The organism is Corallococcus sp. AB049A (assembly GCF_003668885.1).
In the GTDB taxonomy this organism is placed as follows: Bacteria; Myxococcota; Myxococcia; order Myxococcales; family Myxococcaceae; genus Corallococcus; species Corallococcus interemptor.
On the sequence record NZ_RAWL01000434.1, the window covers coordinates 1 to 7,036 of the forward strand.

The 7,036-nt window shown below is 71.3% G+C and carries 7 protein-coding genes; 3 read left to right on the plus strand and 4 right to left on the minus strand.

From position 1 onward, the window contains the following. The 3 genes from D7X55_RS32580 to D7X55_RS32590 form a co-directional block, all read left to right on the plus strand. The coding region (locus D7X55_RS32580; protein WP_233610209.1) for a fatty acid desaturase at positions 1 to 714 on the plus strand (714 nt) is incomplete at its 5' end. Between the two features lie 34 nt (positions 715 to 748). After that, a complete protein-coding gene (msrP, locus tag D7X55_RS32585; protein WP_120553004.1) occupies positions 749 to 1,738 on the plus strand; it encodes a protein-methionine-sulfoxide reductase catalytic subunit MsrP in 990 nt (329 codons plus the stop codon). A 4-nt stretch (positions 1,739 to 1,742) separates the two neighbouring features. Beyond that, a complete protein-coding gene (locus D7X55_RS32590; RefSeq protein WP_121725096.1) occupies positions 1,743 to 2,360 on the plus strand; it encodes a sulfite oxidase heme-binding subunit YedZ in 618 nt (205 codons plus the stop codon). Positions 2,361 to 2,366: 6 nt separating this feature from the next. On the opposite strand, the gene D7X55_RS32595 is transcribed toward D7X55_RS32590, so the two are convergent. The 4 genes from D7X55_RS32595 to D7X55_RS32610 form a co-directional block, all read right to left on the minus strand. Continuing rightward, on the minus strand, positions 2,367 to 2,849 hold the full coding sequence (locus D7X55_RS32595) for a response regulator (RefSeq protein ID WP_120553002.1): 483 nt from the start codon (positions 2,847 to 2,849) through the stop codon (positions 2,367 to 2,369). A 121-nt stretch (positions 2,850 to 2,970) separates the two neighbouring features. Further along, complete coding sequence (locus tag D7X55_RS32600) at positions 2,971 to 4,140, minus strand: hypothetical protein (protein ID WP_120553001.1); 1,170 nt, start codon at positions 4,138 to 4,140, stop codon at positions 2,971 to 2,973. Continuing rightward, positions 4,137 to 6,707, minus strand: a complete 2,571-nt coding sequence (locus tag D7X55_RS32605) for a TonB-dependent siderophore receptor (protein ID WP_199747261.1) — start codon at positions 6,705 to 6,707, stop codon at positions 4,137 to 4,139. The genes D7X55_RS32600 and D7X55_RS32605 overlap by 4 nt, the downstream gene beginning before the upstream one ends. Further along, positions 6,704 to 7,036 (minus strand): PEGA domain-containing protein (locus D7X55_RS32610; RefSeq protein ID WP_121725099.1); only part of this gene is annotated, 333 nt, incomplete at its 5' end. The genes D7X55_RS32610 and D7X55_RS32605, both read right to left, overlap by 4 nt.

Consider the following 7,036-nt stretch of genomic DNA (forward strand, 5'->3'; position numbering starts at 1 on the left):
CCCTCCACCCGTCCCGCCCCTCCCGACCCGTGGGGCGCCGTGCTCGCGCTCGCGGTGGTGGGCGCGTGGGGCGGGCACCTGGCGTGGATGCTGGCGGGCCCCGGGCTGCCGTGGGCCTCACCGCTCCCCTGGCTGCACGTCGTCCTGCAGATGTGGCTGTCCACCGGCCTCTTCATCACCGGCCATGACGCCATGCACGGCACGGTGTCCCTGAACCGCCGGGTGAACACGGCGGTGGGCACGCTGGCCTGCTTCCTCTTCGCGGGGCTGTCCTACCGCCGGCTGGTGGTGAACCACCGCGCCCACCATGCCGACCCCACCGGGGACGACGACCCGGACTTCGCGGCCCGGGGCCTGTCGTTCTGGCCGTGGTTCGGGGCCTTCATGGTCCGCTACACGACCTGGCCTCAAATCGCGGTCATGGCGCTGAAGTTCAACGCGCTGCTGTGGCTGGGCGTGCCCCAGGCGCGCATCCTGGCCTTCTGGGTGCTGCCGTCGGTGCTGGCCACCGTGCAGCTGTTCTACTTCGGCACGTACCTGCCGCACCGGCGTCCGGACACGGAGGCCATGGCGCCGCACCATGCGCGCACCCTGCCGCGCAACCACCTGTGGGCCCTGCTGTCGTGCTTCTTCTTCGGCTACCACTGGGAGCACCATCAGTCCCCCGGCACTCCCTGGTGGCGGCTGTGGCGGGTGAAGGACGCCCGGCGGTAACCGGAAAAGGCGCTGGAGCGTTATAGAGGGAGCCATGCGCGACAAGCTCCCTCCCGAGCCCCCCGGCTCCGAAGTGACGCCCGAGAAGCTCTACCTGCGCCGCCGCGAGTTCCTCAAGAACGCGGGCCTGTTCGCGGGCACCGCCGCGGTGGTGGGCGGAGGGCTGTACCTGCTGGGCATGAAGCGCACCCGGCCCATGGACGGCTTCGTGCCGGACGCGGGCACGGTGGACCAGCCCGTGGCGCCCGCGCAGGGGCTCTTCGACACGGACGAGCCCCGCACGCCCTACGAGGACGTCACCACCTACAACAACTTCTACGAGCTGGGCCTGGACAAGAACGACCCGGCCCGCCGCGCGCACCTCTTGAAGACGCGGCCGTGGACCGTCGTCATCGACGGGGAGGTCCACAAGCCGTGGACCGTGGACGTGGATCAGCTCATCTCCGCCTTCCCGCTGGAGGAGCGCGTCTACCGGATGCGCTGCGTGGAGGCCTGGTCCATGGTGATTCCGTGGCTGGGCCTGCCCCTGGGCAAGCTCCTGGACCGCGTGCAGCCCACGTCCTTCGCGAAGTACGTGGCCTTCACCACGCTGGAGGACCCGGAGCAGCTGCCCGGCCAGAAGAGCCCGGTGCTGGACTGGCCCTACGTCGAAGGCCTGCGCCTGGATGAGGCCCGGCACCCGCTGACGCTGCTGGCCACGGGCCTGTACGGCAAGCAGCTGCCCGCGCAGAACGGCGCCCCGCTGCGGCTGGTGGTGCCGTGGAAGTACGGCTTCAAGGGCATCAAGTCCATTGTCCGCATCACCCTCACGCGCGAACGGCCGCCCACGACGTGGAACCTCGCCAACAAGCGCGAGTACGGCTTCTACGCCAACGTGAACCCGGCGGTGGACCACCCGCGCTGGAGCCAGGCCTCGGAGCGCCGCATCGGTGAGTCGTCGCGCCGGCCCACGCTGCCCTTCAACGGCTACGCGGACGCGGTGGCCGGCCTCTACCGCGGCATGGACCTGAAGCAGGACTTCTAAAACCATGGCCTCCTCCAAGCTCCCCTGGCTCAACCCCGCCATCGCCGTCGGAGGCCTGGCGCCGCTGCTGCAACTCGCGGTGCTGGGAGCCCGGGGCGAGCTGGGGGCCAACGGCATCGAGTTCGCCCTCAACCAGACGGGCCTCTTCGCGCTGGCGGTGCTGATGGCGTCGCTGGCGTGCACGCCGGTGCGGCTGGTGACGGGCTGGACGTGGCCCGCGCGCATCCGCCGCACGCTGGGCCTGCTGGCCTTCACCTACGCGGCGGCGCACTTCCTCACGTACTCCGTGCTGGATCAGGGCCTGGACGTGCGCGCCATGGCGGAGGACGTCTTCACCCGGCCCTTCATCACCGTGGGCTTCACCGCCTTCGTGCTGCTGGTGCCGCTGGCCGTCACGTCCACGAACAAGTGGGTGCGCAGGCTGGGCTTTCCGGCATGGCAGCGCCTGCACCGGCTGGCCTACGTGGCCGCGGTGCTGGGCGTGGTGCACTTCGTGTGGCGGGTGAAGAAGGACGTCACGGAGCCGGTGCTCTACGGGGCCGTCCTGGCGTTGCTCTTCGCCGTGCGCGTGGGTGAGGCGCTGCGCAAGCGGCGGGCGCTCGCGAGGGAGCGCCCGGCCTGAAGCGGGCTACTTCGCGGTGGCGCGGGGCAGCGGGAGGATGGTGTCCACCAGCGTCATCAGCTGCGCGCAGCTGACGGGCTTGCGCACGAAGGCGCTGATGCCGGCCTTCTGGCCCAGGGCGCGCACCTCCGCCACGTTCGGGTCGCCCGTCATCATCAGGATGGGGACCTTGGACAGCCGCGCGTTGCTGCTGGCGCGGATCTGCCCGGCGAAGTCCGCGCCGTTCATCCCGTCCATGTGGAAGTCGGTGAGGATGAGGTCCACGTGCTCCGCCTCGGCGACCTTGAGGCCTTCCTCGGCGGACTCGGCCTCGAGGAACTCGAAGCTGCGGGCCATGAGGTAGATCTTCAGCAGCGTCCGGATGGAGCGGCTGTCGTCCACCAGCAGCACCCGCTGCGGACCGGTTCCCCCGGCCGGGCGGACCGTGGGCGTGCTCCCCGTCGGACGGGACGGCGCGGTTTCGGGGGCGGAGAGGGGACCGGCCTTCATCGGAATCAAAACCTCGGGGAGGAAACGCCTCCAGCGGCTGCGCCCATGGTCGCGGATGGGCCTGGCGAAGTCAAAGCAACCCAGGACTCCACGCCGCGATTTCAGGAGGGCGAAAACGACCTCAGTGGACGTCCAGCACGAAGGCCTGGGACTGCACGCCCGGCAGCCCCACGGCCTCCGCGCGCGCCGGATCCAACTCGTTGGGCAGACGCCACGTCTGGCCCGTGGACTGGAGCAGGGTGACGCTGTAGCGGCCCGGAGGCACGGCCGTCAGCGGCACGGGGGCGGCGGGGTCTCGCGCGTCCAGCGCCTGGGCGCGGATGGCCACCGGGAGCTGCGGCACGAAGACGGGCTGCGGGCGGGGTTTTCCCTGTTCGTCGAGGAGGGCGGCGAGCAGCGGATCAGGCACCAGGCCGGCCGCCAGCACGACTGCATCCGGCTGGCCGTCCTTGTTCGCGTCGGTGTCGTCCACGTAGCCCGTGGGGCCCTCCACCAGCTTTCGCACGATGACGCGCGGCCAGACGATGTCCGGCTTGCCGTCCGCGTTGGCGTCGTCCGGGATGCCGTCCTTGTTGGCGTCCCCCAGCTGCACCCAGAAACCCGGGGGACGCTGGTCCACCGCGCCGGTGAGCGGCTGGGGCGTGAGCGTCAGCAGCTTGAGTCCGGAGGACGTGTCGAAGTCGCGCGACTCCCCCACCTGGAAGGCGGGCCGGTCGAAGGGCACGGTCGCCGAGTCCGCGAAGGACACGGACACGCCGGTGAGCGGCTGGGGCCAGCCGTCCGCGTCCGTGGTGACCTCCAGGACGCGCGTGGCGCCGGTGGCGGGGTCCACCGCGCCGCCGCCCACGTCGCCCGCGTTGGGCTCGGACGTGACGCTGTACCAGGGGTTGAAGTCCGACACGTGGCAGGGCTGCGGCACGGTGCGGCAGGTGTCCGCGTCGATGAAGCCGCGCAGGAGGTAGCGGCCCGGCTCCACCAGGCTCAGGGAGAACGGCGCGGTGAACGGGCCCGTGGAGTTGTCCCCCAGCGACGCGCCGAACAGCTCCTGGGCGGTGACGACGGTGAAGGCCAGCGGGCGGCCGGCGCCCGCGGGGGGCGGCGGGTTGGCCACGTCGTAGATGAACACGATGGCGTTGCCGCGCGCGCGCGACTGCACCACCAGGCTGCCCTCGATGCGGGCCGAGCGCGTGTGCTGGCGGCCGTCCGCGGTGGGCACCACGTCCGGGGCGTCACAGCCGCCGGACACCAGCGGCGCGAGCGAGAGGGCGAGGAGGGGAAGGGCGCGCTTCATGGGGTCACCGTGAGGTTGGCGAACACGCGCCGTTCAATCCGGTTGCCGAAGGGGTGCTCCGCGTGGCCGCCACCGAGCTGGCTGCCCTGCAGCGCCACGGAGACGAAGTCCTTCACCACGGTGTAGCCCACGCGGGCGTTGACGACGGTGTACGCGGGGAGGTTGTTGGCGATGAGGTCCACGCGCGTCGGGTCGGACGCGGAGGGCTCGCGCTCCACCCAGGTGGTGGAGGTGGTGAACGCCGCTTCGATGCCGAACTCCAGGTCCGTGCGCGTGCGGTAGGTGACGCCGCCGAAGAGGCGGAAGGCCGGCGTCTGGCTGCACGTGCCGCACTGGCCGTCATCCGGCAGGTCGGAGCTGATGTGCTGGTACGCGGCGCTGGCCTTCACGCCCAGGCCGTCGATGGGGGACACGTTGATGCCCGCCTCCACGCCGCGCGCGGTGTAGATGGCGGCCTCGTTGGTGAACATGGAGCGGCCCAAGAGGTAGCTGCCGCTGCCGCTGTCGTAGGACTCGCCGGCGGGCAGGGGCTGCACGGGCGACAGCGCGATGAGGTCCTTCACCGTGTTCTGGTAGAGGGCCACGTCCCAGTCCAGGCCCAGGCGCGGGGACTCACCGCGCCAGCCCAGCTCCAGCGCGTTCAGGCGCTCCGGGCGCAGCGTCCGGTTGCCGGTGGTCAGCAGGCTCACGCCGTTGACGCCCGGCACGGGCACGGGCAGCCGGGTGTAGCTCTCCAGGAACGTGGGCTCGCGGAAGGCGGTGGCCACGGACGCGCGGAAGGCGTGCCCTTCAATGGGCTGGAACACCGCGGACAGACGCGGCGATTGGGCAATGCCCGGGGTGCCCTTGTCGAGCAGCGGGTGGCGGTCCACGCGGTAGCTGACGATGAGGCGCAGCGGCTGCACGATGCGCCAGTCGTCCTGGACGAAGGCCGCCGCGTGGAACTCCTCGCGCAGGTCGTCCAGGTAGGTGAAGGCCACGCGCTTCAAGCGGCCCTCCACGCCGATGTTCACCTGGTGCTCGCCGGCCAGCTCGAAGCCGCGCGCGTACAGCGCTTCACCGTTGAAGACGTTGGAGGCCACCTGGATGCCCAGCGAGCGCTGGCCAATGGCCTCGTACTGGGGACCCGCGTCGCCGGACAGGTGGTTCCAGAACGCCTTGAGCTTCACCGCGCCCAGCTCCACGTCGGCCTTGGCGTACGCGCCCAGGCCGTCGATGTAGTAGTTGCGCAAGAGGCCCAGCGGATAGATTTCGGTGAGGTAGCGGTGCACGCCGCCGGAGACGCCAATCGCCTGGCCCTCCTGGAACGTGTAGACGGTGGACAGGTTGGCGCGGGCGCCGCGCTGCCCCAGGTCCGGATCCGCGGGGCCCTGGATGGCGAAGTCCGGACGGCCGGACTCGTAGTCACGGCTCCACTTGTCCTCCTGCCGGTACGCGGCGGACGCGCGGTAGCGCAGGGCGCCGTTCTGGCCGTGGCTGACGAAGGAGCCCTGCACGGTGTTGCCGCCACCCGCCATGGCGCCGAAGCGCGCGCGCCGACCGGTGCCGGGGGCCTGGGTGATGATGTTGATGACGCCCAGCATCGCGTTCGCGCCGTACAGCGCGCTGCCCGGGCCTCGGATGACCTCGATGCGGTCGATCTCCTCCAGGCCGATGGGCAGCCCCGCCCACACGGTGAGGCCGAGGAAGTCCTGGTACTCCGTGCGGCCGTCCACCAGCACCAGCACCTTGTTGGCCAGGCGCTGGTTGAAGCCGCGCAGGCTGACGTTGGCGCTGCCCACGCCCATGGCCATCACGTCCGCGCCGGGCACGCGGCGCAACAGCTCCGGCAGCGTGGTGGCGCCCGACAGGCGGATGTCCTCCGCGGTGATGACGGTGGTGGCGTTGGGCGCCTCCAGCGAGGACTGGGCGCGGCGGCTCGCCGTCACCACGCGCTCTTCGTAGGGCACCAGGCCCTGGTCGCCGGAGGTGTCGCCGGACTCGGCGCTGCCGCTGGACGTGTTGCCCGTGCCGGGCGCGGGCGCGGGCTGCGCCGGGGCCTGGGGCTGGCCGCCCATCGACTCCGCGCGGGCGACGGCCTTCTCCAGCCGCTCCATGAGCGCGGCCATCTGCTGCTGGGCCTGGATGCTCGTGGGCGGAGGCGGGGGCATGGGCAGGCCGGTGGTGGAGCCCGAGCCCTGCGTCCCGGTGCCGGGCTGGGTGCCCGGAGCGGGGGCCTCCGCCTGCGCGGCCTGGCGCGTGGCCTCCAGGCGCGTCACCTGGGCCTGCACGTTGGCGGCGTCCGGCGGGTTGGAGGCGAGGTAGCGCTTGTACGCATCCAGCGCCTCGTCGAACCGGCCCGCGTCCTGGTACGCCCGGGCGATGTTGTAGAGGACGCTGGGGTGCGGCTTGATGTCGTAAGCCGCTTCCAGTTCGGCGATGCCCTCATCGAACTGCTTCTGCTCGATGAGGTTCATGCCATTGCGGAAGTGGCGGCGCGCTTCGAGGCGCGCGTCCGCCAGGGCCTCGGTCGCGCAAAGGCACAGCGCGAGGAGCGCTCCACGTCGGAAGGCTGTCGGGGGATTCACTGGTACGGATCGTCCTTGTACGCGGAACCCGGGGCCTTGGCGGGCCTGGTGGGTCCCTGCTTCTTGATGCGCGTCAGCTTGATGGAAACAGGCACGGTGCTACCCGGTTCACCCGAGTAGACCTTGCTGAGGGTCTGGTAGCCGTCCAGCGCGAACGACACCTCCACGTCCGAGAGGCCCGGCCCCTCCGGCGTGTACGTGACGACCACGGGGGTGGTGCCACGCACCTTGCCGTTGACCTTCACCTCCGCGCCCTGCGGCTCGCTGTCCACGTCGAAGCGGATCTGCCGCAAGGGGGCCGGGTGGGGCGCGGCGGCGGGGGCCTGCGC